The 23254-nt window shown below is 67.6% G+C and carries 19 protein-coding genes and 1 tRNA gene; 5 read left to right on the forward strand and 15 right to left on the reverse strand.

Going from position 1 to position 23254, the window contains the following annotated elements; genetic code table 11:
- Positions 1 to 451 (reverse strand): electron transfer flavoprotein subunit beta/FixA family protein (locus AC1KAT_RS00005; RefSeq protein ID WP_480321486.1); only part of this gene is annotated, 451 nt, incomplete at its 3' end.
- A 196-nt stretch (positions 452 to 647) separates the two neighbouring features.
- Between AC1KAT_RS00005 and murI the strand changes: the two genes are divergently transcribed.
- Positions 648 to 1475: a glutamate racemase gene (murI, locus tag AC1KAT_RS00010; protein ID WP_480321488.1), complete on the forward strand. Its 828-nt coding sequence runs from the start codon at positions 648 to 650 to the stop codon at positions 1473 to 1475.
- Positions 1476 to 1502: 27 nt separating this feature from the next.
- On the opposite strand, the gene AC1KAT_RS00015 is transcribed toward murI, so the two are convergent.
- The 3 genes from AC1KAT_RS00015 to purL form a co-directional block, all read right to left on the reverse strand.
- Complete coding sequence (locus AC1KAT_RS00015) at positions 1503 to 2114, reverse strand: PEP-CTERM sorting domain-containing protein (protein ID WP_480321490.1); 612 nt, start codon at positions 2112 to 2114, stop codon at positions 1503 to 1505.
- A gap of 500 nt (positions 2115 to 2614) precedes the next feature.
- A tRNA-Leu gene (locus AC1KAT_RS00020) sits at positions 2615 to 2706 on the reverse strand.
- 69 nt (positions 2707 to 2775) lie between these two features.
- The gene (gene purL / locus AC1KAT_RS00025) at positions 2776 to 6765 is read right to left on the reverse strand and encodes a phosphoribosylformylglycinamidine synthase (RefSeq protein WP_480321492.1); all 3990 of its coding nucleotides are present in this window, start codon (positions 6763 to 6765) and stop codon (positions 2776 to 2778) included.
- Between the two features lie 158 nt (positions 6766 to 6923).
- Between purL and map the strand changes: the two genes are divergently transcribed.
- Both map and AC1KAT_RS00035 read left to right on the forward strand, forming a co-directional pair.
- Positions 6924 to 7748, forward strand: coding sequence for a type I methionyl aminopeptidase (gene map, locus AC1KAT_RS00030; protein ID WP_480321494.1), 825 nt, complete (start codon positions 6924 to 6926; stop codon positions 7746 to 7748).
- A gap of 6 nt (positions 7749 to 7754) precedes the next feature.
- Positions 7755 to 10391, forward strand: a complete 2637-nt coding sequence (locus AC1KAT_RS00035; protein WP_480321496.1) for a [protein-PII] uridylyltransferase — start codon at positions 7755 to 7757, stop codon at positions 10389 to 10391.
- 191 nt (positions 10392 to 10582) lie between these two features.
- On the opposite strand, the gene AC1KAT_RS00040 is transcribed toward AC1KAT_RS00035, so the two are convergent.
- The 10 genes from AC1KAT_RS00040 to ccmA all read right to left on the reverse strand — a co-directional run bounded on the left by AC1KAT_RS00040 (position 10583) and on the right by ccmA (position 21256).
- Entirely contained in the window at positions 10583 to 13708 is a 3126-nt protein-coding gene (locus AC1KAT_RS00040) for a YncE family protein (protein WP_480321498.1), read from the reverse strand.
- Positions 13709 to 14137: 429 nt separating this feature from the next.
- Entirely contained in the window at positions 14138 to 15421 is a 1284-nt protein-coding gene (gene ccmI, locus AC1KAT_RS00045) for a c-type cytochrome biogenesis protein CcmI (protein ID WP_480321500.1), read from the reverse strand.
- Positions 15418 to 15885 (reverse strand): cytochrome c-type biogenesis protein, encoded by a 468-nt coding sequence (locus tag AC1KAT_RS00050; RefSeq protein ID WP_480321502.1) that lies wholly within the window; start codon positions 15883 to 15885, stop codon positions 15418 to 15420. Before AC1KAT_RS00050 ends, ccmI begins: the two co-directional genes overlap by 4 nt.
- Complete coding sequence (locus AC1KAT_RS00055) at positions 15882 to 16415, reverse strand: DsbE family thiol:disulfide interchange protein (RefSeq protein ID WP_480321504.1); 534 nt, start codon at positions 16413 to 16415, stop codon at positions 15882 to 15884. Before AC1KAT_RS00055 ends, AC1KAT_RS00050 begins: the two co-directional genes overlap by 4 nt.
- Complete coding sequence (locus tag AC1KAT_RS00060) at positions 16412 to 18373, reverse strand: heme lyase CcmF/NrfE family subunit (RefSeq protein WP_480321506.1); 1962 nt, start codon at positions 18371 to 18373, stop codon at positions 16412 to 16414. Before AC1KAT_RS00060 ends, AC1KAT_RS00055 begins: the two co-directional genes overlap by 4 nt.
- Before the next feature lie 17 nt (positions 18374 to 18390).
- A complete protein-coding gene (gene ccmE, locus AC1KAT_RS00065; protein WP_480321508.1) occupies positions 18391 to 18843 on the reverse strand; it encodes a cytochrome c maturation protein CcmE in 453 nt (150 codons plus the stop codon).
- Positions 18840 to 19037 carry a heme exporter protein CcmD gene (gene ccmD, locus AC1KAT_RS00070; protein WP_480321510.1) on the reverse strand — a complete coding sequence of 66 codons (198 nt, stop codon included), beginning with the start codon at positions 19035 to 19037 and terminating at the stop codon, positions 18840 to 18842. Before ccmD ends, ccmE begins: the two co-directional genes overlap by 4 nt.
- Positions 19015 to 19764 carry a heme ABC transporter permease CcmC gene (gene ccmC / locus AC1KAT_RS00075; RefSeq protein ID WP_480321512.1) on the reverse strand — a complete coding sequence of 250 codons (750 nt, stop codon included), beginning with the start codon at positions 19762 to 19764 and terminating at the stop codon, positions 19015 to 19017. The genes ccmD and ccmC overlap by 23 nt, the downstream gene beginning before the upstream one ends.
- A gap of 143 nt (positions 19765 to 19907) precedes the next feature.
- Positions 19908 to 20642 (reverse strand): heme exporter protein CcmB, encoded by a 735-nt coding sequence (gene ccmB, locus AC1KAT_RS00080; protein ID WP_480321514.1) that lies wholly within the window; start codon positions 20640 to 20642, stop codon positions 19908 to 19910.
- Complete coding sequence (gene ccmA / locus AC1KAT_RS00085; RefSeq protein ID WP_480321516.1) at positions 20639 to 21256, reverse strand: cytochrome c biogenesis heme-transporting ATPase CcmA; 618 nt, start codon at positions 21254 to 21256, stop codon at positions 20639 to 20641. Before ccmA ends, ccmB begins: the two co-directional genes overlap by 4 nt.
- A gap of 105 nt (positions 21257 to 21361) precedes the next feature.
- Between ccmA and asd the strand changes: the two genes are divergently transcribed.
- Positions 21362 to 22252 carry an archaetidylserine decarboxylase gene (gene asd, locus AC1KAT_RS00090; RefSeq protein WP_480321518.1) on the forward strand — a complete coding sequence of 297 codons (891 nt, stop codon included), beginning with the start codon at positions 21362 to 21364 and terminating at the stop codon, positions 22250 to 22252.
- A gap of 94 nt (positions 22253 to 22346) precedes the next feature.
- Entirely contained in the window at positions 22347 to 22949 is a 603-nt protein-coding gene (gene wrbA / locus AC1KAT_RS00095) for an NAD(P)H:quinone oxidoreductase (RefSeq protein WP_480321519.1), read from the forward strand.
- A 50-nt stretch (positions 22950 to 22999) separates the two neighbouring features.
- Here the strand turns inward: wrbA and AC1KAT_RS00100 are convergent, their stop codons facing one another.
- A complete protein-coding gene (locus tag AC1KAT_RS00100) occupies positions 23000 to 23254 on the reverse strand; it encodes a hypothetical protein (RefSeq protein WP_480321521.1) in 255 nt (84 codons plus the stop codon).

Below are 23254 nucleotides of genomic sequence, written 5' to 3' on the forward strand. Positions count from 1 at the left end.
CAGCGGTCAGTTCGACCTTGCTGGCGAAGGTGGCCTGGGGCAGGTTGGCCAAGGCCGCGAGCATCTGGCCGGTCTGGTTGCAGTCGTCGTCGATGGCCTGTTTGCCGAGGATGATGAGCGACGGGCCTTCTTTATCGACCAGGGCCTTGAGCAGCTTGGCCACGGCCAGGGGCTGCAGTTCGTCGGTGCATTCGATGAGGATGCCGCGGTCGGCGCCGATGGCCATCGCGGTGCGCAGGGTCTCCTGGCACTGCGTGGGGCCGGCCGAGACAGCGATCACTTCGGTCACCAGGCCCTTCTCTTTGAGGCGAACCGCCTCTTCGACGGCAATCTCGTCGAAGGGGTTCATGCTCATCTTCACGTTCGCAATGTCCACGCCCGAGCCGTCGCTCTTCACACGAACCTTGACGTTGTAGTCCACCACGCGTTTGACGGGTACGAGAACTTTCATGCGGAATCTCCTGGAGTCGGTCTGCGCGACTGCTGGGTTTGGATGCGGGGGCGTGTCCGGCGGGCCGGCGACACGGGGCGAAATAAAACGAACGATCGTTCGCTTTTCGGCGGCGATTGTAGAACGATCGTTTCGCGGCGCAAGGGTTTCGAGCAGCCCCGAGCGCCAAAAAGGCCACTGCTAGACTGCCGCCGCCATGACCGACGGGCACGCCGCACTCCCATCCATCCCTGCGCCGCAACGCGTCCCCGTGGTGGGCGTGTTCGACTCCGGCGTGGGAGGGCTCTCGGTGCTGAAGGCCCTGCACAGCGCCCTGCCCGGCTCCGAATTGCTGTACGTCGCCGACTCGGCGCACGCGCCCTACGGCGAACGCAGCGATGACTACGTGGCCGGTCGCACCCTGCGGATCGCGGAATATTTGTTGAACGAGGGCGCGCAGATGCTGGTCGTCGCCTGCAACACCGCCACGGCGGTGGCGGTGGCCGCGGTGCGCGCCCGGTGGCCCGAGGTGCCGGTGGTCGGCGTCGAACCGGGTGTGAAGCCGGCGGTCAAGGCCTCGCGCAACCACCGCGTGGGCGTCATGGCCACGCCGATGACCTTGCGCAGCGACAAGTTCAAGCACTTGCTCGAAGCCCATTCGGCCGACACCACCGTGCTGCCACAGCCCTGCGCTGGCCTGGCGGGCGTGATCGAGCGTGGCGCCCTGGACGACCCGGAACTGCTGTCGCTGATTCGCACATATTGCCAGCCGCTGAAAGACGCCGGCGTGGACACCGTGGTGCTTGGCTGCACGCACTACCCCTTCGTGCGCGAGCTGATCCAGCAGGCGCTGGGGCCGGAGGTGCTGTTGATCGACACCGCCGATGCGGTGGCGCGCCAGGCTGCGCGCCTGTTCGCGGGCTCACCCTCGGCCGAGGCGCCGCGGGTGCGGCTGGTCACGACGGGTGACGAAGATTCTTTGCGGCGACTCGCCGCACGCTGGCTGCCCTTCGCCTGCGAGGTGGAAGCCCGTCCCGGGCTTTGAGCCACCCCGCCCCGGGTCGCCGATCGCTCAGACCGGGCGACGGCGCATCACGAAGCCGATGAACAGCAGGCCCGCGAACAGCATCGCGTAGGTCTCGGGCTCGGGCACGGGTGCCGCCACCAGGTGAACGGCGTCGATGCCACCGCCGTAGCTGTCGTTCGTGCCCACGCCGCGGAAGCTCAGCAGGTCACTGCCTGTGCCCCGGACGGTGTAGCTGTAGCGCGTCCAGAGGTTGGACGACAGGCCCAGGCCGCTGGCCGTGATGGGCGCCGGGTTGAGCAGGGAGCCGCCCCAGTAGACATTGATGGCGTTCGACTCGGCGGTCACACCGGCGCGGGGCGCGTAGAAGAACGAGAGGATGTAGTCGAGCCCGCTGGTGGTCGCCACGGTCTGCCCGATCCAGCTGTTGTTGTGCGAGTCGAGCTCGACGAAATTGCTGCCGTCGTAGGCCTGGCCGGCGACGTTGTCGCGGATCTCGAGCCCGGCGCCTTGCAGCGTGTTCCAGCCGTTGACGCTGGAGTAGACGTTCCATGTGCCGCTGGGCTGGTTCGTGTCTTCGAAGCTGCCATTGCGGACAAGGTTCTGGGCGTTTGCCCAGGCAGGAACGAGCAAAGCAAGCGCGAGAACAAGAGACTTCATGGCGACCCCGACCTGTGACGATTTGTATGAGGTAGGGTTGTACGAAGCCTGGGCCCCGGCAAGAACCCCGCGACTGCGGGACGCCCCCTTGTATGCATGTGACGCAGGTCACGGTCGGGGCATTTGTGTGCGATGCCCCCTCGGTGGACTCGTGTTTTCCCGGCCGCCAGCTCACGGGGTAGCGGCTGCGCAGCGGGTCGCGATACCTTGCGAACAAGCGGAATGCGAGAGGGGCTGGAGGAGACAACAGCAGCAAGAACGGCACGGTCGCCTTGCGACACGTCGCCATCGAAGAGAAGTGAACGGTGCCAGGCTCGACACGAGCACCGAATGCAGCTCGACTCGCCCGGTGCCTGGGCCGGCGCATCCAGGTCAGAGGGTTTGACCGGTGCCCGGCTCAGGCAAGCCGCCCGGCGCAGCAGACGTTGCCGCGCCCTGTTCAGGCCAGAGTGCACTGCCTGTGAAGATCACGATGCGCCAGGGCGGTGCCATGGCTCGGTTGGTGCCTGGGACGGGACTCGAACCCGTACGCTGCCTCTCAGCGAGCGGCGGAGTTTAAGTCCGCTGTGTCTACCGATTTCACCACCCAGGCCGCGCCTGGATTCTCAGGCTTCGACACCGCGGACCGAGGTCCGCGTTGGTGTTCGCATCACGCGAACGGTCAACGCACCCAACGCCGTGCGTTGATGAACATCTGCATCCACGGGCTTTGCGCGCTCTTGTCGAGCGAGGTCCAGCTCGTCTGGATGTTGCGGAAGACGCGCTCCGGGTGCGGCATCAGCACGGTGAAGCGGCCATCGGCGGTGGTCACCGAGGTCAGGCCGTCGGGGCTGCCGTTCGGGTTGGCCGGGTAAGCCTCGGTAGGCTGGCCCTTCGAATCAACGAAACGCATTGCCCGCTGAACCTGCTTGGCGTCGCCGCGCTGCGAGAAGTCGGCGAAACCTTCGCCGTGCGCCACCGCGATCGGCAGGCGGCTGCCGGCCATGCCGGTGAAGAAGACCGACGGGCTCTCCAGCACCTCGACCAGGCTCAGCCGCGCCTCGAACTGCTCGCTCTTGTTGCGCGTGAACTTCGGCCAAGCCTGCGCACCCGGGATGATCGGCGCCAGCGCCGCCATCATCTGGCAGCCATTGCACACGCCCAGGGCCAGCGTGTCCTGGCGTGCGAAGAAGGCCGCGAACTGCTCGGCGAGCTTCGGGTTGAACATCACCGAGCGCGCCCAGCCCTCGCCGGCGCCCAGCGTGTCGCCGTAGCTGAAGCCACCGCAGGCGACGAAGCCCTGGAACTGGTCGAGCCGCGCGCGGCCTGATTGCAGGTCGCTCATGTGCACGTCGAAGGTGTCGAAGCCGGCCTGCGCCATCGCGTAGCTCATCTCGACGTGGCTGTTGACGCCCTGCTCGCGCAGGATGGCCATCTTGGGCCGCGAGGTGTGAACGGCCGGCGCTTCGGGCGTGAACGTGAGGTGCACGTGCAGGCCGGTGTCGTCTTCGCGGCCCACGGCGTCGTGCTCGGCGTCGGCGCAGGCCGGGTTGTCGCGCAGGCGGGCGATGCGCCAGCTCACGTCGTCCCAGGCCTGGTGCAGGTCGCGCAGCGGGGCCGCCAACACGGTCTTGGTATCGCGCCAGACCTCGACCACGCCGCGCTCGTTGGTCTTGCCGATGAAGTGGCTGTGCTTGCTCAGGCCGTGCTGGCGCAGGGTCTGCATCACCTCGTTGCGCACGGCGGTGGGCACCTGGATGACGACGCCCAGCTCTTCGTTGAACAACGCCTTGAGCGTCAGCTCGTGGCGACGCGCGCTGACCTGCGTGGCCCAGTTCTTCGAGTCGCCGTACTCGGCGCGGCTGTCGCTGATGCCGTCGCCTTCGGTGACGAGCATGTCCACGTTGAGGCTCACGCCCAAGTGGCCGGCGAAAGCCATCTCGCAGACGCTGGCCCACAGGCCGCCGTCGCTGCGGTCGTGGTACGCGAGCAGCTTGCCCTCAGTGCGCAGCTGGTTGATCGCCGCGACCAGCGACTTGAGCTGCTGCGCGTCATCGACATCGGGCACTTCGTGGCCGAACTGGTTCAGCACCTGCGCGAGCATCGAGCCGCCCATGCGGTTCTTGCCGTTGCCGAGATCGATCAACACGAGCGTGGTGTCGCCGGCTTGCAGTTGTGGCGTGAGCGTCGGGCGCACATCGGCCAGCGTCACGAAGGCGCTGACGATCAGGCTGACCGGCGCGGTGACCTGCTTCGCCTCGCCCTGGTCGGACCAGCGCGTGCGCATCGAGAGGCTGTCTTTGCCGACGGGCACGCTGATGCCCAGCGCCGGGCACAGGTCCATGCCGACGGCCTTGACGGTGTCGTACAGCGCGGCGTCTTCACCGGGCTCGCCGCACGCGGCCATCCAGTTGCAGCTGAGCTTGACGCGCGGCAGCTCGATGGGCGCGGCCAGCAGGTTGGTGATGGCCTCACCGACCGCCATGCGGCCCGAGGCCGGCGCGTCGAGTGCGGCCAGCGGCGTGCGCTCGCCCATGCTCATGGCCTCGCCGCGGAAGCCGCTGTAGTCGGCCAGCGTCACGGCGCAGTCGGCGACCGGCACCTGCCAGGGGCCGACCATCTGGTCGCGGCTGTTCAAGCCGCCCACGGTGCGGTCGCCGATGGTGATGAGGAACCGCTTGCTGGCGACCGTCGGGTGGCGCAGCACGTCGAAGGCGACCTTGTCGAGCGACACGTCGTCGAGCTTCAGCGGCTCGAACGCACGGGCCACGCGCTTCACGTCGCGGTGCATCTTGGGCGGCTTGCCGAGCAGCACGTCCATCGGCATGTCGATGGCGCGCTCGCCTGCCCCGCCGTCTTCGAGCACGAGGTGCTTGTCGCCCGCCGCTTGGCCGATCACGGCGAAGGGGCAGCGCTCGCGCGTGCACATCGCTTCGAAGATCGGCAGCGTGTCGGGCGAGATCGCCAGCACATACCGCTCCTGGCTTTCGTTGCACCAGATTTCTTTCGGCGCCAGGCCGCTTTCTTCGAGCGGCACCTTCGACAGGTCGAAGCGGGCGCCCTGCCCCGCGCCATCGACCAGCTCGGGGAAGGCGTTCGAAATGCCGCCCGCGCCCACGTCGTGAATCGCCAGGATCGGGTTCGATTCACCCAGCGACCAGCAGTGGTTGATGACCTCTTGCGCGCGGCGCTGGATTTCGGGGTTGCCGCGCTGCACCGAGTCGAAGTCGAGCTCGGCCGCGTTCGCGCCGGCGGCCATCGACGAGGCCGCGCTGCCGCCCATGCCGATGCGCATGCCGGGGCCACCCAGCTGGATGAGCAGCGTGCCGGCCGGGAACTGCACCTTCTGCGTCTGGCTGTCGCTGATCGTGCCCAGGCCGCCCGCGATCATGATGGGCTTGTGGTACCCGCGGACCACCTCGCCGACCTGCTGCTCGTAGACGCGGAAGTAGCCGCCCAGGTTGGACCGCCCGAACTCGTTGTTGAAGGCCGCGCCGCCCAGCGGGCCCTCGACCATGATCTGCAAGGGGCTCGCGATGTGCTCGGGCTTGCCGATGGGCGATTGCTCCCACGGCTCATTGGTGCCGGGCAGGTGCAGGTTCGACACGCTGAAGCCCGTCAGGCCCGACTTCGGCTTCGAGCCCCGGCCGGTGGCGCCTTCGTCGCGGATCTCACCGCCCGCGCCGGTCGAGGCACCCGGGAACGGCGAGATCGCCGTCGGGTGGTTGTGCGTCTCGACCTTCATCAGCACATGCACCGTCTCGCGCTTCGCGCCGTATTGCGGCGCGTTGGTGTAGCCCTGCGGCAGCCAGCGCTCCGTCTCACCGCCTTCCATCACCGAGGCGTTGTCGCTGTAGGCGATCACGGTATGCTGTGGCGCGAGCTGGTGCGTGTTGCGGATCATCCCGAACATCGACTTCTCTTGCGCCACGCCGTCGATGGTGAACTGCGCGTTGAAGATCTTGTGCCGGCAGTGCTCGCTGTTGGCCTGGGCGAACATCATCAGCTCGACGTCGGTCGGGTTGCGCTTCAGGCCCGTGAAGGCGTTGACCAGGTAATCGATCTCGTCGTCGCTGAGGGCCAGACCGAAGGTCTTGTTGGCGGATTCGAGTGCGGCGCGGCCGTGGCCCAGCACGTCTACGTGTTCCATCGCCTTGGCGGGCTGCTCGTCGAACAGGTGCGCGGCCTCGTCGCGGGCCAGCAGCACGCTTTCGGTCATGCGGTCGTGCAGCAGCGCGGCGGCGGCCTGCAGCTCGGCGGCGTCGAGTGGCTTCGCACCACCGGTCAGGCCGCCCAGCAGGCCGCTCTTGAGCACGAGGCGGAATTCGGTGACGCGCTCGACGCGCTTGATCGCCAGGCCGCAGTTGTGGGCGATGTCGGTCGCCTTCGAGGCCCAGGGCGACACGGTGCCCAGGCGCGGCGCCACGACGATCAGCGCGCCCTCGGCGGCCGGGCCGCTGTACGGGTCGCCATAGCGCAGCAGCGCTTCGAGGGTGTTTTTCGCGCCCTCGGCCAGCGGGGTTTCGCTCCACACCCAGTGCACGTGGCGTGCGTGCACGCCAGTGATGCGCGGGCTGACCGCCTGGAGTTTCGGCAGCAGGGCTTGCGCACGGAAGGCCGACAAGGCGTTGCCGCCCTCGAAATGCAGCAGATGCTTGGGAGTGGAAGTCACGCTGAAAAAGCCCAGGGGGCCGGTCGGTGGGAGTCGGGGACACCGGGGCGGGGGCAGCCCGGCGGAAACCAGCAATTTTAGAGGTCGAGTGAGAGAATCCCGCCTTTGCCGCGCCGCCCGTGACGGGACAGCCGCCGCGCCCTCGATAATTCCGCCCCATGACGATCACGATCAAAACCGCCGAAGACGTTGCAGGCATGCGCGTCGCCGGCCGCCTGGCCTCTGAAGTGCTGGACATGCTGACCCCCCACGTGAAGGCGGGCATCAGCACCGAGCAACTCGACAAACTGGCCCACGACCACATCGTGAACGTGCAGCAGGCCATCCCCGCGCCGCTGCACTACCAGCCGGCCGGCTACACGCCCTACCCCAAGTCGATCTGCACCTCGATCAACCATCAGGTGTGCCACGGCATCCCGAACGACCGGCCGCTGAAAAACGGCGACATCGTCAACATCGACGTCACCGTCATCAAGGACGGCTGGCACGGTGACACGAGCCGCATGTTCGTGGTCGGCGAAGGCTCGATCGCCGCGCGGCGCCTGTGCAGCTTCACCTACGAGGCCATGTGGAAGGGCATCGTGAAGGTCAAGCCCGGCGCGCGGCTGGGCGACATCGGCCATGCCATTCAAACCTTCGGCGAGAACGCGGGTTTCTCGATCGTGCGCGAGTTCTGCGGCCACGGCATCGGCAAGAAATTCCACGAAGAACCCCAGGTGCTGCACTACGGCCGCCCGGGCACCCTCGAAGAGCTGGTGCCGGGCATGGTGTTCACCATCGAGCCGATGATCAACGCCGGCGCCCGCCACATCAAAGAGACAGGCGACGGCTGGACCATCGTCACCAAAGACCGCTCGCTGTCGGCCCAGTGGGAGCACACCGTGCTCGTCACCGAGACCGGCTACGAGGTGCTGACCGTGTCGGCCGGCAGCCCCCCGCCGCCGGCCTTCGTGACCGTGGGTGCCGCGGTGTCGGCGGCTTGACCTGCCGTGGCGGCCGTCCCTGAGACCCTGAACGCACCCGCCCGCAACATCGGCGAGCTGCGCGCTCGCTTTCGTGAAGGCAAGGCGGCGCTGCTGGAGTCCTTCCGGCAGTCGCGCGCCACGGCGCCGGCCGCGACCCAGCTGGTTCGCGCGCTCGCGCGCCACGTGGACCACACCCTCAGCGAACTCTGGGCCCACGCGATGATGCCGCCCGGCGCCACCCTGGTGGCCGTGGGCGGCTACGGGCGCGGCGAGCTGTACCCGCACTCCGACGTGGACGTGCTGGTGCTGCTGCCCAACCCGGCGCGGGGTACCCCGTCGGCCACGGTGGCCGAGGGCACGGCCAACGACGCGCTGCGCTCGTCGGTCGAAGGCTTCATCACCGCCTGCTGGGACATCGGCCTGGAGATCGGCTCCAGCGTGCGCACCGTCGATGAATGCGTGGCCGAGGCCGAGCGCGACGTGACGGTGCAGACCGCCCTGCTCGAATCGCGCTACCTGACCGGCTCGAAGCGTGTGTTCAACAGCTTCAAGCGCGCCAACCAAGGCGCGATGGACCCGGTGGCCTTCTTCCGCGCCAAGACGCTCGAGATGCGCCAGCGCCACCAGAAGTACGAAGACACGCCCTACTCGCTCGAACCCAACTGCAAAGAGAGCCCCGGCGGCCTGCGCGACCTGCAGATGGTGATCTGGGTGGCGCGTGCCGCCGGCCTGGGCAAGAACTGGAGCGAGCTCGCCGCCAAGGGGCTCATCACGCCCTTCGAGGTCAAGCAGCTGCAGCGCAACGAAGGGCTGCTGCGCTTGATCCGCGCCCGCTTGCACATGGTGGCGGGCCGCCGCGAAGACCGGCTGGTGTTCGACCTGCAGACCGCGGTGGCCGAAAGCTTCGGCTACCAGGCCACCAAGGCGCAGCGCGCGTCCGAAGTGCTGATGAAGCGCTACTACTGGGCGGCCAAGGCGGTGGCGCAGTTGAACCAGATCCTGGTACTCAACATCGGCGAACGGGTCAACGGCTCGCAAGACGCGCCGATGCAACCCATCGACGACCGGTTCTTCGACCGGGGCGGCATGCTCGAAGTGGCGAGCGACGACCTCTACGTGCGCGAGCCGCACGCCATCCTTGAAACCTTCTGGGTCTTCCAGCGCACGCCGGGCATCGAGGGCCTGTCGGCGCGCACGCTGCGCGCGCTCTACAACGCCCGCGAGGTGATGGACAGCGACTTCCGCCGCGACCCGGCGAACCGCGCGATGTTCATGCGCATCCTGCAAGAGCCCGAAGGGCAGACTCGCGCGCTGCGGCTGATGAACCAGACCAGCGTGCTGGGGCGCTACCTGTGGGTGTTCCGCCGCATCGTGGGGCAGATGCAGCACGACCTGTTCCACGTGTACACGGTGGACCAGCACATCCTGATGGTGCTGCGCAACGTGCGGCGATTCTTCATCCCCGAGCATGCGCACGAGTACCCGTTCTGCTCGCAGTTGGCCTCGACCTTCGACAAGCCGTGGATCCTGTGCATCGCGGCGCTCTTCCACGACGTGGCCAAGGGCCGTGGTGGCGACCACTCCGACCTGGGGGCGGTCGAGGTGCGGCGCTTCTGCCGCGAGCACGGCATCGAGAAAGAAGACACCTCGCTGATCGAGTTTCTGGTCAAGGGGCACCTGACCATGTCGCGCATCGCCCAGAAAGAAGACCTGAGCGACCCCGAGGTCATCGAAAACTTCGCCAAGCTGCTGGGCACCGAACGCCGCTTGACCGCGCTGTACCTGCTGACCGTGGCCGACATCCGCGGCACCAGCCCCAAGGTCTGGAATGCCTGGAAGGGCAAGCTGCTGGAAGACCTGTACCGCCTGACGCTGCGGGCACTGGGCGGCGCCAAGCCGAACGTCGATGCCGACATCGAAGCACGCAAGCAAGAGGCGCGGCACACGCTCAACCTCTATTCGCTGCTGCCCGGCACCGAAACCGAGCTGTGGAAGACGCTCGAACTGAGCTACTTCGCGCGACACGACGCGGCCGACATCGCCTGGCATGCGCGCTCGCTGTTCCGCCATGTCACGAGCACCGAGCCCATCGTGCGCGCGCGGCTGTCGTCGATCGGCGAAGGGCTGCAGGTGCTGGTGTACGCACCCGACCGGCCCGACCTCTTCGCGCGCATCTGCGGCTACTTCGACGGCGCGGGGTTCAACATCCTCGACGCGAAGATCCACACGACCAAGGCCGGCTATGCGCTCGACACCTTCCAGGTCATCAGCCCGCAGCACGACCACCACTACCGGGACCTGATCTCGCTGGTCGAAACCCAGGCCTCGCTCGCGCTGAAGGCCGATGGGCCGCTGCCACAACCCAGCCGCGGCCGCATCTCGCGGCGGGTGAAGTCGTTCCCGGTCACGCCGCGCGTCACGCTGCGGCCCGACGAACGCGCGCAGCGCTGGTTGCTGGGCATCTCGGCCAGTGACCGCTCGGGCCTGCTGTACGCCATCGCCCGCGTACTGGCGCGCCACCACATCAACCTGCAACTCGCCAAGATCACGACGCTCGGCGAGCGGGTGGAAGACACCTTCCTGATCGACGGCTCGGCGCTGCAGCAGAACAAGACGCAGATCGAGATCGAGAGCGAACTGCTCGACGCCATCGCGCCCTGACCCGGCCCGGCCGCCGCGCCGCCCTCTTCCGTCCGCTCGGGCGGGCGCCTCGCCCACCCACCCCGCACTGACAGCGGCAGCGGGGCACGTTTTCACCCGCCCATGAAAAAAGCCCACGTGCACCGCTTGCGCGGCCACGTGGGCTTTGCTTTCAACCAGGCCTCAGACGAATCCGAGGCCCGGGGTCTTGATCAGGTGCGATCCAGCGTGCCGTTGCCGTCGCGGTCCACGCCGATGCGGGTGCCGTTGCCCGGGGGCACGCAAGTGAACGTGATCGGCGCGCTGGCGGCAACCGCCTGGCTGATCAGGTCGGCTTGCGACACAGCGGCTTCACCGGCCTTGTCCGGCACGAACAGCGAACCGTTGTAGACCCAGCCGCGTGCGGTGGTACCGAACACGGACTTGGCCACCACTTCGCATTCCTTGCGGGGGCTGGTCACACGGGCACGCGCCGTCAGCAGGTTCAGGCGGGTCGTGATGTCGCTTTGGGCCGAGTTGGTCGGCGTCACCGTGACCTGCTGGCCGACGATGTTGGCCATTTCTGACGGCATGGCCAACACGAACTGCTCGACCTGGGCGCGCTGGGCCGCCGAGAACGTGAACACCGGGGCGCTCAGGAACTCGTCGACCGTGCCCGAAGCACCGGCGTTGTCGAAGCCGAAACCACGGATCTGGTCACCGACATTCGGCTGCGAGGTCACTTGCGTGTTCTCGCCGAACATGCCCACCTTCGTGTACATGTTGCGCAGGTGCGGGATCTTGAAGTCCTCGTCGGTGCCATTGCCTTCGGCCGACATGGTGCCGTCGGTGCCGAAGCGGCCTTCAGCCGGAGCGAACCGGTGGCAGCCGTTGCAGGTCGAGATCGTGTCCGAGGTCGTGTTGTTGTACAGCGTCAACGCGGCCGATTGCGCCGAGGTGAAGCTTCCGTCCAGGTTGCCGATGGGGCTGGGCGGGTACACGATTTCGAGCGCGAAATCGGCGAAAGCCGCCATTTCCGAAGCCGTCAACTGGCTGCCACGGCCGAGCAGGCCCGTGAACGCGACGTTGAAGTCTTCGAAGGCCTGGTGCTCCAGCGTTTCGCCCGTCGAGCGCGATTGGCCCGTGCGGTCACCACGCCAGTGCAGCGGGCCCTGGCCCTTCATGCCGCGGAAGCTCTGGGTCGTCATCGGCCCCTTCATCGGGTGGAACGTGGCCTGACGGATCAGGCGCGGAACCGCCGCGTTGTAGGTGTTGGGGCTGGACACACGGCGCTCGCTCGGGTTGCCCAGGTCCCAGGCCAGGTGGTCCACGTCACCGAAGATGTGGCAGCCCGAGCACGACGAATCGCCGCGGCTCGACGTGTAGTCGGCGTCGTACATGAAACGGCGGCCGTTCTTCACGATGGCGGGTTCGGGGTTGAACATCGTGACGTGCGCGGTCTGCTGCCACGTCGAGGTGTTGACCACCGAGATGCCGTTGTCGCCACGGGTGGTGACGAAGGCCAGGTTGCGGGCAGGGTCGAGCACCACGCCGGTCGGCAGACCGCCGGTCAGCGTGAGGTGGTTGCTGGCCGAAGGCGTGAAGGTGTTGGCTTCGAGCTGGGCGGTCGGGATGCGAGCCAGCTTGTTCGAACCCATCGCCGCCACGTACAGCATCGAGCCGTCCGGCGACACAGCCATTTCCAGCGGGGTCGCCAGGGCGGCGGCCTTTTCAGCGGCGGTGCCGGTGGCAGCCGAGTAGCTGGTGATGTGCTTGTTCAGGTGGCGGGGCAGCACGCTGGTGCCGTCGATCACCGTGATGCGCTGCTCGATGAAGTGGCCGCGAACGGTGTTCGAGCGGTTGCCCGGACCTTCGAAGCGGTTCACGTTCAGCGCTTCCTGGTTGCTGACGTAAATCTTGCCCGACGAGGGGTTGACCGCCATGTTGAACAGCGTCGTGCCCACGCCCGAGGTGCGCGTCGTCAACGTCGGCAGGGTGCCGGTGGTGTCGATGGTGAACACGTCGTAGTCGGGCAGGTTCAGGCGCATGCGGCTGGTCCAGTCGCGCGGCGCGGTGCCGTTGAACGAGTCGCCGCTGTCCATCCAGCGGCCGGCTGCGTTCTTCTGCACGATCAGGCCGGTTTGCGGCTGGGTGATGCCACCGGCGTCGGTGGTCGGCGGCGCCTTGGCGATGCCACCTTCTTCCATGTCGTCGGTCAGGACCGAGGTCTTGTTGCCCGAGTGGAAGATCGCGGCATAGACGCGGGTACCGGCAGCGTTCTTGGCGAGCGCGCGCGGCGTGTCGCCGAACATGTTCAGGCGCGTCGCGGCCTGACCGCCCAGGCGGGTGCCCAGGTTGTTGCGGTCGAACACCCACACGTCGGCGCGGCCGATGCCAGGGGTCGTCAGGCGCGGGTCGAAGCCGGTGTTCTGGCCACGGTGTGCCGTGGTGATGAACGCCCACTTGTTGCCCGTGCCTGCGAACAGGATGTCGCGCGGCTCGTCACCGACCAGCAGCGTGTTGACCACGCGGGCGGGCGAGACGGACACGTCGACGATGCTGACGCTGTCGGACAGGTGGTTGACCACCCACAACTGGCCGTCGGAGGCCAGCGCCACGGCGACGGGCTCGAGGCCGACCGGGATCGACTCGGTCAGCACCGGCGTGCCGGATTGGGTGTTGTAGACCTCGACGCGGTTGTCGGGCGTGTTGACCACGAACAGGCGCAGGCCGTTGCTCGACAGCGCCATCGGGCGGACATGGCCGCTCTCAAACGTGGTGAAGCTACCGCGCGCCGGGACGGACGCATTGCAGTTGGTCGTGCAGCCCGGATCGCCGCCGCCGCCGGTGGTGCCCGTCAGCGTGAACGAGCTGACCGTGTAGGTCTCGGTCGAGCTGTTGGCGTTGACACGGAAGCGCAGGCGCACGCTGGCCTGGTTGGCGGCCGAGGCCGGCAGGGCCACGGTCACGGCACTGCTGCTGGTGACGGTGGTCGAGTCGATCGCGGTGTAGCTGGTGCCGCCGTTCACCGAGATTTCGGCGATGCCGGCTTCACCCGAGTCGAGGCCGGCCGTCACGCGCGTGAAGGTCAGGCTCAGGTTGCTCAGGCCCGTGGTGCTGAACACCGGCGAGGTGATGTTGCCGTCGGTGCTCAACAGGGCGGCGGTCATGCGCGCGCCAGCGCTGCTGGTGGCGACCGTGCCGGCCGACACGAAGGTGCCCAGGCCGCTGGCGAAGTTCTGTTGAAGGACGGTGGTGGTCGTCTGTGCGGACGCAGACAGCGCACAGACACTCATGCACAGCGCCGTCGCGGCGCTGGGCAGGTGCCTGAACACCGCCTCTCGGATGGATCTCTTCATTGGCGTCTCCTCGTTGTCGTGCAACGTTTGTGTTGAACTCGTGCGAGCGACTCATGTCCGATGCTTGGCACCGGACCCATCGAGGGTCATGAACGCGTGGGCGGGGGTCCACGTCTTCCTGAGAGTGCTCGCGAAAGCCGGCACCCAGGTTGCCCCGAGGCGCGCGGCACCGTACAGGCCGCACCCTCGAGCGTCGGTAACGCGGTCAGGCAAGACTTGAATCGGTCGGGGTATGAGTCCCTGGAAGCCGCCAACACAGCAGATTCCGGGGGGGGCTCGCCCACCTTCCTATATTTGGACTGGCGTCCAAATATTGCGATCCGCACTTTCCCCGGTCGCTCTGATCTATCGAGCCCCGTTCGTTTGTGCTAGCTGTCACGAAGGGGACGCCCGGCGTCCCTTGACAGCGCAAAAAGAAGATTAGCGTCGTCAGAGTTGGCGGTCGATGACGAGGCGCAAACCGGTGCTTCCCGGCTTGACCGGTGTGCCGGTTTCGCTGACAAGATCACCGGGCTGAGCGACGGCCTGCCCAGACTTGGACACGCGTGCAAGCAGCACCACCGACTGGGCTTTCGAGATGGTGCGTTGGGGGACCATGGCCATGCTGTCGTCCAGCACGAACTTCAGCGGCAGTTCACTCGCGCTGCGGCGCAGCACGGCGATGGGAATGCGCGAGCCGTCGTCGGCCCGGGCAATGATGAACAGCGTGTCGCCAGGGCCGACACTCGAGGCGAGCGCTGCCGAGATCACCACCTCGCCGCTGACGGCACCTGCCGCCGGCGCGGTGGGCGCGGGCGTGGATGCGGCTGCGGCGGTCGTGGACGAAGCCCCATCGCCCTGCGCCGAGGGCGTGGTCGCGGCCACAGCGGGTCTGCCCATCTGCTGGCGAGACTGCTCGATGTGCGACTGCACGAGCTGGAAGTCACGGCTGCCGGGTTGCAGCACCGTCAGCAGCTTTTCCCACTCGGCGATCGCCGTCGCGTGGTCGCCCTTGCGGTAGGCCGAGGTGCCCAGCAGCATCAAGCCCATCGGGTGCTTCGGGTTCAGGGCGAGCGCCTGTTGCACCAGTTGCATCGGGCGGCCCTCGAGGTTGTCGTTGGCGGCAACCGACATCAGGTCGGCCAGCTCGATCAGCAAGTCGGGGTCTTTGTCGATGACCTCTTGCGCTTGGCCGAATGCGCGCACCGCTTCGTTGAAGCGGCCCACGCGAGCAAAGGCCCGACCCACGCGCAGCCATTCATCGGGCGAGGTGGGGGGCTTCTTCAGAGCAGCGCCCAGCTCTTCGATCGCACGCTGCGCTTGTTGCTGAGGTGAGTCTTCGGGCGGCTGGTAATTGATGGCCTGGGCGTTGCCCAGGGCGGCGTACAACCCCCCGGCCCCCAGCGGCAGGGTCAGCGCCAGCACGACCAGCGTGGCCATGCTGCGTCGGCCACCGCCCGGTGCGGCCACAGCGGCCACCGGCCCGCCCGACTCGACGACGTCTTGCAACAAGCGGCGCTGCAGTTCGTCGCGCGCTTCCTCGTAGTGGTCTTGCGAGAGCTGGCCGTTGGCGAGGTCTCGTTCGAGCTCTTTCAGTTGCTCGCGGTACACGGCAGCGTTGAGTTGCTGCAGCGACAGCGTCGATCGCTGGCGCGCCGAGCGCACCAGGGGCAAGAGCAGGCGCACCAACACCACGGTGGTGAGTGTGGCGGCGGCAAGGAGAAAGGCGGTCATGGTCGTGCGCCGTTGGCGTCGTCGATGAGGGATTGCGCCCGCTGGCGCTCGGCGTCGGTGAGTGGCGTGGCGTCGGCCTTCGGGCGACGGCGCAGGAAGCGCACGAGGAAGATCACGCCCAGCACCAGCAGCGCAAAAGGCCCGAACCACAGCGCCCAGGTGACGGGCTTGACCGGCGGACGGTAGAGCACGAAGTCGCCGTAGCGATCGACCAGGAAGGTGGTGATCTCGGCGTCGGTCTTGCCGGCCTTGATCTGGTTGCGGATCTCGCGGCGCAGGTCGTCCGCCAGGCCGGCGCGCGAGCCGGCGAGCGATTCGTTCTGGCACACCAGGCAGCGCACTTCTTCCGAGATGTCGATCAGGCGCTGCTCGACCACCGGGTCGTCGGCCATGGGCACGGCTTCCTTGGCCTGAACCCAAGCGGCCAGCCAGGCAACCATCAGGAACAACAGGAAGCGCTTCATTGCTGCAGTTCCTTGATCAGGGGCAGCATCTTCTGGTCGAGCACCTCGCGGGTCACCGGGCCGATCTGCTTGAAGCGGATGACCCCCGCCTTGTCGATCACGTAGGTTTCAGGCGCGCCGTAGACGCCCCAGTCGATGCCGACGCGGCCATCGATGTCCACCACCGACAGCAGGTAAGGGTCGCCGTTGCGCTTGAGCCAGTCGCCGGCGTCGGTGGGTTGGTCCTTGTAGTTGAGGCCGACGATGGGAGCGATGTTGCTCTTGGCCAGTTCGACCATCAGCGGGTGCTCGTACTTGCACGATACGCACCACGAGGCCCACACGTTGAGCAGCCAGACCTTGCCAAGCATTTCTTTCGGCGTGAAGGTCTGCGCGACCGCCTGGTTGCCCACCAGGCGCGAGAGCTCGAACGCGGGCGCGGGTTTGCCGATCAGCGGTGACGGCACCTCGCGCGGGTTGCGCGTGAGGCCCACGCCGAGCACCACGACGATCGCCAGAAAGACGACCAGCGGCCAGACGAACTTCTTCATGCCGCAGCCCCCTGCACTGCCGCTTGCGTGGCGGCTTCGCGCCGCAGGCGGTAGCGCTTGTCGGCTGCGGCCAGCAGGCCGCCCAGGGCCATCAGCAGGCAGCCGAACCAGATCCAATCGACGAACGGCTTGTGATAGACGCGCACGCTCCACGACGCGGTCGAGCCGATGCCATCGAGCGGCTCGCCCAGGGCGACGTACAGGTCACGCGTGACCCCGGCGTCGATGGCGGCTTCGGTCATCGGCATCTGCGACGACTGGTAGTGGCGCTTCTCCGGGTGCATGGTCTCGATCACCTGGCCGTCGCGCAACACTTCGACGTCGCCCCGCTGGGCGCGGTAGTTCGGGCCGGCGACCTCGTTCACGCCGAGAAAGCGGAAGGTGTAGCCGCCCATCGCCACGGTGTCGCCCTGGGCCATGCGCACGTCGCGTTCGGTTTCGTAGGTGTTCACCAGCGTCACGCCGACCACGAACACCGCGATGCCGATGTGCGCGAGGTGCATGCCCCAGAACGAACGCGGGGCCGACACCTTGCCGGCGCGCGTCTGGCGCCAGATGTGCAGCAGGGCCGAGAAGAAGATCCACGCGGCCAGCGCCACGCCCAACGCCGCCAGCGGCGCGAAGCGGCCCAGCGCGAAGGGCACGGCCACACCGACGAGCACGGCGCCGACGAGGGCCGGGCTCAGGCGGCCGAGCAGCTCTTTGACGGTGCTTTCTTTCCACCGCGCCATCGGGCCGAAGGGCATCAGCATCAGCAGCGGCACCATCAAGGGTGCGAACACAGCGTTGAAGTAAGGCGGGCCGACGGAAATCTTGCCCAGGCCGAGGGTGTCCACCACCAGCGGGTACAGCGTGCCGAGCAGCACGCACGCTGCCGCGGTGATGAGGCCGATGTTGTTCAGCAGCAGCAGCGTTTCGCGCGACACGAGCGCGAACTGCCCGCCACGATGCACCTTGGGCGCGCGCCAGGCGAAGAGCGCGAGCGAGCCGCCCACCACCACGCACATGAACGCGAGGATGAAGATGCCGCGCTTCGGGTCGGTGGCGAAGGCATGCACGGAGGTCAGCACGCCCGAGCGCACGAGGAAGGTGCCCAGCAGCGACAGCGAGAAGGCGCTGATCGCCAGCATGATCGTCCAGTTCTTGAAGCTGCCGCGCTTCTCGGTCACGGCCAGCGAGTGGATCAGCGCCGTGCCCACGAGCCAGGGCATGAAGGACGCGTTCTCGACCGGGTCCCAGAACCACCAGCCGCCCCAGCCGAGTTCGTAATAGGCCCACCACGAACCGAGGGCGATGCCCAGCGTGAGGAAGATCCACGCCGCGGTCGTCCACGGGCGCGACCAGCGCGCCCAGGCGGCATCGAGCCGGCCCGACAGCAGCGCCGAAATGGCGAACGAGAACGCCACCGAGAAGCCCACATAGCCCATGTAGAGCATCGGCGGGTGGAACACGAGCCCCGGGTCTTGCAGCAGCGGGTTCAGGTCTTTGCCGTCGGCGGCGGCGGGCAGCAGGCGCTCAAACGGGTTCGAGGTGGTCAGCATGAACAGCAAGAAGCCGATGTTCAAGAGCCCCAGCACGCCGAGCACGCGCGACACCATGTCGAGCGGCAACTGGCGCGAGAACAGCGCCACGCCCAGGCCCCACGTGGCCGCCATCAACGCCCACAGCAGCAACGAACCTTCGTGGCCGCCCCACACCGCGGCAAAGCGGTACAGGTCGGGCAGTTGCGAGTTCGAGTGCTGCGCCACGTAGAGCACCGAGAAGTCGTTGGCCATGAAGGCATAAGCCAGGCAAGCGAACGACACCACGATCAGCAGGAAGAAGACCTGCGCCGACGGACGCGCCAGGCGCATCCAGTCGCCGTGGCCGCGGTGTGCCCCGATCAGCGGCAGAAAGCCTTGCGCAATCGACACGCACAGGGCGAGGATGAGGGCAAAGTGGCCCAGCTCAGGAATCATGTGTCGCCCCTATCGCGTCAAGGCTGCTTGAGTGTCTTGGCAGCTTGTGCAGCCGCCTTGGCCTGGTCCACCGCATGCTGCGCCTCGGGCGGCATATAGTTTTCGTCGTGCTTGGCGAGCACCTCGGTGGCCTGGAAATGCCCGCGCGCGTCGAGCTTGCCCTGCGCGACCACGCCTTTCGCTTCACGAAACAGGTCGGGCAGGATGCCCGTGTACGACACCGGGATCTCGCGCGCCGTGTCGGTGACGACAAAGCTCACAGTCATGTCGTGGCGCTTGACGCTGCCCTCTTTCACCATGCCGCCGATGCGGAAGGTGCGGTCCTTCGGCGCCTCGCCGGCGACGATCTGCGAGGGCGTGAAGAAGAAGACGAGGTTGCTCTGGAAGGCATTGAGCACCAGGGCCGCGGCGACGCCCAGCGCGGCGACGCCGCCGACGATGATCGCCAGCCGTTTGTGACGCGGCTTCATGCCTGCACCCCGCGCACTTCATCGCGCCCGTCGATCAGCGCCTGCCGGCGAACCTGCGCCAGCGCCTGCGCGCGGCGGCGCCGCAACAGCCAGGCTTCACCGGCCATCGCCACGGCGGTCACGCCGAAACTGCCCCAGACGTAGCCGCCGTAGCCGCCCATCGCCAAGAAATCATTGAGACTGTGCCACTGCATGTCGAACCCATTCGGTGTGTCGTTCGCGCTCGAGGATGATGCTGCGCACGCGCGAGAACGCGGCGGCGATGGCGTACATCCAGAACGCCAGCGCCATGATCAGCATGCCCCAGAGCATGGTCGTCGCCATCGAAGGCGACTTGGTCAGAGACACAGAGGCGCCTTGGTGCAATGTGTTCCACCACTTGACCGAAAAATAGATGATCGGCACGTTGATCACGCCCACCAGCGCCAGCACGGCACCGGCGCGGTCAGCGCGGCGCGGGTCGTCGATGGCCGCCTGCAAGGCCATGAAGCCGAGGTACAGGAAGAAGAGGATCAGCGTGGAGGTGAGCCGTGCGTCCCACACCCACCAGGCGCCCCACATCGGCTTGCCCCACAGCGCGCCGGTCCACAGCGACAAGAAGGCGAACATCGCACCGGTCGGCGCCAGGGCCGAGGCCATCATGCCCGACAGCCGGCTGTTGAAGACGAGGCCAATGCCGGCCCAGAAGGCCATCACGACGTAGATGAACATCGCCATCCACGCTGCCGGCACGTGCACGAAGATGATGCGGTAGCCCTCGCCCTGCTGCGCGTCGGTGGGCGCGACGAAGAAGCCGATCCACAGACCGACGAGCGTGAGCGCGAGCGCCAGCACGGCGAACAGCGGCCACAGCCTGCCCGCGAGCGGGTAGAAGGTCTGGGGCGACGCGAACTTGAACCAGTTGATCGAGCGGGAGGTCATGCGGATTGCGTGAAACGGGCCGTTCGGCTCGACGCACTTGCGTGCAAAAAGGCCAACCCGGCACTGTACAAGCACCGGGAAGGGGCGAATCTGGGTGGAAACGCCATAGGTTTGTCAGGCCGTAACAGTGCTGCGCGGCCGGCTTACTCGACCGAAATCCGCAGCGCAGCCGTCGTGGACCAGGGCGCGAACACCAGCGACACGGCCAGCATGGCCCCCAGCAGCGACAGGTGCCCCGAGGGGTCGAGCCCCGCCCCGTCGGCCTCGACCGCCCCGGCGCCGAAGATCAGCACCGGCACGTACAGCGGCAGCACCAGCAGCGACATCAGCACCCCCGCGCCGCGCACGCCCAGCGTGAGTGCCGCGCCGATGGCACCGATGAGGCTGAGCACCGGCGTGCCCAGCAGCAGCGAGCCGCACAGGATCGCCAGCGCGCGTCCATCGAGGTGAAACTGCAGCCCCAGGAGCGGCGCCACCAGCACCAGCGGCAGGCCGGTCAGCAGCCAGTGCGCGAGCACCTTGGCGGCGACCGACACCCACAGCGGTGCGGGCGACAGGATCATCTGCTCCAGGCTGCCGTCGGCGTGGTCGGTGGCGAACATGCGCTGCAGTGACAACACCGCCGCCAGGAGGGCCCCCACCCACAGGATGCCCGGCGCGATGCGCTGCAACAAAGCCGACTCGGGGCCGATGCCCAGCGGAAAGAGCGCCGCGACGATCACGAAGAACACCAGCGACAGCAGCACCTCGCTCTTCTGGCGCATGGCCACGCGCAGGTCGCGGCGCAGCACGGCGACGAACACCGCCCAGTCACCGACGGCCGGCTGTGCGCCGATAGCAGGCGCGGCACTTGCGGCAAGCGAGGTGGGCGAATTCATGCACCCAACTCCAGCGTGCGCGGCGCGATGCCGCCGATGTCCACCGCCTGGTGGCTGGTCATCACGGCCAGGCCGCCCCGCGCCAGGTGCGCGGCGATCAGGCCCGACAAGACGCCCAGCGCATGGGCGTCCATGGCGACGAAGGGTTCATCGAGCACCCACAGCGCGGCCGGGCTGAACACCAGCCGGGCCAACGCGACGCGGCGCTTCTGGCCTTGCGAGAGGTAGCGCGTGGGCAGGTCTTCGCGGCCCGCGAGGCCCATCTGGCCCAGCGCGTCGTCGATGGCCTCGGGCGACAGGCGAACGCCCGACAGCGCGGCGGCCGTGGCAAGGTTTTCACGCGCACTCAGCATGGCCTGCAGGCCGCTGTCGTGACCGACGTACAGCAGCTCGCGGCGGTAGGCCTCACGCAAGCGCTGGATCGGCTCGCCCCCCCAGCGCACCTCGCCCGACGCCGCGGGGGACAGGCCGCAGACGATGCGCAGCAGGCTCGTCTTGCCCCGGCCGTTGGCACCCGTGACGTGCAGCCAGGCGCCACGGTCCAAGGTGCATTGCACGCCGCGAAAGAGGAGCCGCTCACCTTTCATGCAGGCGAGCTCGTGGAGGGTCAACATGAGGGTCGGGATTCTGCCCGACGCGCTGGCGTGAAATCCGCAGCCGCTTCGGCGGGCAAAGCCCGCTGGCTACACTCACGGCCCTTTGGACTCCCCTGCCCTGCCGTGTCGCGCCTTGCCGTCCTGCCCCAATACCTCTTGCCCAAGCAGGCGCTGACGCAACTTGCGGGCTGGGCTGCATCGCTCGAAGGCGGTGCACTCACGACGAGCGTCATCCGCGCCTTCGTCAAGCGCTATCGCGTGGCGATGGACGAAGCGGCCAACCCCGACATCACGGCCTACAAGAGCTTCAACGAGTTCTTCACGCGCCCGCTGCGCGCCGGCTTGCGGCCGCTGGCGCAAGCCGACCTGGTGTGCCCGGTCGATGGCGCGATCAGCCAGTTCGGCCGCATCGAGCGCGACCAGATCTTCCAGGCCAAGGGCCACCACTACTCGACCACCGCCCTGGTCGGCGGCGACGCCCAACTCGCCAAGCAATTCGACGACGGCCACTTCGCCACCATCTACCTCAGCCCGCGCGATTACCACCGCATCCACATGCCCTGCGACGGCCGGCTGCGGCGGATGATCCACGTGCCAGGCGCGCTGTTCTCGGTGAACCCGACCACCGCGCGCGGCGTGCCGGGTCTGTTTGCGCGCAACGAGCGGGTCGTCTGCGTGTTCGACGGGCCGAGCGGACCTTTCGTGCTGGCGCTGGTCGGCGCAACCATCGTCGGCAGCATGGCCACTGTGTGGCATGGCGTCGTCAACCCGCCGCGCCCGGGCACGCTGCGCGAATGGACATACGCCGACTCGCCCGTGCAGCTGAAGCAGGGTGACGAGATGGGCCGCTTTCTGCTCGGCTCGACCGTGGTGATGCTCTTTCCGAAGGGCGACCTGCGTTTCAACCCGTCGTGGCGTGCCGAGCTCGGCGTGCGGCTGGGCGAATCGATGGCCAGCCACGGGGTCGCGCCGTCCGACCCCGGCCGCGCCACGCGCACGACCATGACACCCTGATCGGTGCAGGGGCGAATGGCCCCGCCCGGGCAAGGCCGGCGAGCCGCCGAACAATGCCTGCTTCTGCGAACTCCCGTCCACACAGGAGCGACACATGGCAAAAGTTCTGGTTCTCTACTACTCGACCTACGGCCACGTCGAGCAGATGGCGCAGGCGGTTGCCGAAGGTGCGCGTGAAACCGGCGCCACGGTGGACATCAAACGCGTGCCCGAACTCGTGCCCGACGAGGTGGCGCGCAAGTCGCACTACAAGCTCGACCAGCCAGCACCGGTGGCCACCGTGGCCGAACTGGTGAACTACGACGCGATCATCTTCGGCACGCCCACACGCTACGGCAACATGGCCTCGCAGATGCGCAACTTCCTCGACCAGACCGGCGGCCTGTGGGCCAAGGGTGCCCTCGAAGGCAAGGTGGGCAGCGTGTTCGTCAGCACGGCCACCCAGCACGGCGGGCAGGAAACCACGATCACGAGCTTTCACACCACGCTGCTGCACTTCGGCATGGTCATCGTCGGGGTGCCCTACTCGGAGCAGCGCCTGAACGACATCTCCGAAGTGATGGGCGGCACGCCCTACGGGGCGACCACCATTGCCGGCGGCGACGGCAAACGCCAGCCGAGCAGCGCCGAGCTGGGCATCGCACGCGTGCAGGGCCGGCGGGTGGCGCAGATCACCGCGAAGCTGTTCGCGGGCTGAACTGCCAATCGTCACCGGCGCCGATCACTCACCCCGCATGTCGGGATGGCTCAGCGGTGCTTGACGTTGCCTCGGTTAAAGCCCGGCGTGGGGGCGATGGTGCTGGGGGCTTCGGCGCCGCAGGACGCCTGCCACTCGCGCAGCTCTTGTGCGAGCACGGTGTGGCCATCCATCTCGGCCCTGCGGATCAGTTCGGACACGTTGTCGTCGTTGACGTGCTCGTGCCCGAGGCCCTTCACAAGTTGGCGGTAGACGTCTTCGATCGCTTGGGCCCGGGCAGCCGGGTGGTGGGTGTCGGTCCTCAT

This window comes from Piscinibacter sp. PDB5-1 (assembly GCF_056676035.1).